Annotated in this window: 1 protein-coding gene; it reads right to left on the bottom strand. The window is 31.0% G+C overall.

The window, feature by feature from the left end; all coding sequences use genetic code 11:
- Positions 1 to 254: 254 nt before the first annotated feature.
- Positions 255 to 842 (bottom strand): hypothetical protein, encoded by a 588-nt coding sequence (locus DIS07_RS14960; RefSeq protein ID WP_109406076.1) that lies wholly within the window; start codon positions 840 to 842, stop codon positions 255 to 257.
- Between the last annotated feature and the right edge of the window lie 263 nt (positions 843 to 1,105).

Genomic DNA, 1,105 nt, shown 5'->3' with positions numbered 1-1,105 from the left:
CAGCCTTGTCCATCAGATTCGCTGAAAAATATCTGTATTGCTTGAATGATTGCAATAATCATCAAAATTAGCAATGGTGTTATTTTTTTCAGCGTGTTGCTCATTCAGCTTGCAGGTAACGTGTTTGTATAAGCTTTGTTGCGTGGTTTAAGCAGTAAAGTTAATAAATAATTACTGACCAAGAAAGTCCGTGAGGACTTTCGCAAGTAAGCAAAAAGCCAGCAATAAAGTTTATACGGTGTTGCCCACAGGTTTTACTTCTTCCGTTTTATTTTCTTTTTATTTTCAAATCTAAATTCATATAATTCTTTTAATTCATTCGTAATTTTTTCATTCCATTCAGCCAGTTTTCCTTGATTCGTTCCACTTTCGGTTTCTCTAATTAATAGCATTCTTTGTTCAGAAAATTCCGCCATTATTTCGTTACTGATTTTATTCATAATGTCAAAACCTTTTGAGATTTTCCATTTCTTTATAAATAATCTCTTTCTAAATTTTCGTGCGTGAATTTCGGCAAGGTTAAATTGAGTTTGTTGAAATTCAATTCGTTTAGCAATATTCTCAACTTTTGTCGTGTCTATCCAAGAAGCATTTCCTAAAAATAAATTTCCAATTTTACTGTTTAGATTTCTTTTCAAAAAATCAAATCCTTGTGCTGAATATGAAATCATAAATTGACTGTATATGTCTTCATTATTTTCGTCACTAATTTTTATTTTAAAATCGTCAATGGTTAGTTTTTTTTCAGAACTCCACCTTTTCTGTCCATCTTGTAATTCCTGTCCGAAACTTAAATTCAAACAAATTATGCTCAATATAATTCCTAAAATTTTTTCTTTCATTTCGATTTTTTTTCAACTTGTGGGCAACGGTGTTGTGTATAATTTCGTTGCGTGGTTTAAGCACTAAAGTTAGCAAATAAATCACAGATAGAAAGTCCGCAAGGACTTTCGTAAGTAGGCTCTAACTAGCAATGAATTATACACGTCTTAAGTTTGTCTTTTACTAATTTTGATATATAATCAGAAAGAATAAAAGAGAGAATTAAGGTTAATATACACGGTGAAGCTTTAGACTTCGACAACATTGGTAATCCTCTCTCTTT

This window comes from Polaribacter aquimarinus (assembly GCF_003129485.1).
GTDB classification, from domain to species: domain Bacteria; phylum Bacteroidota; class Bacteroidia; order Flavobacteriales; family Flavobacteriaceae; genus Polaribacter; species Polaribacter aquimarinus.
This window is presented reverse-complemented; position numbering and strand designations above follow the sequence as displayed.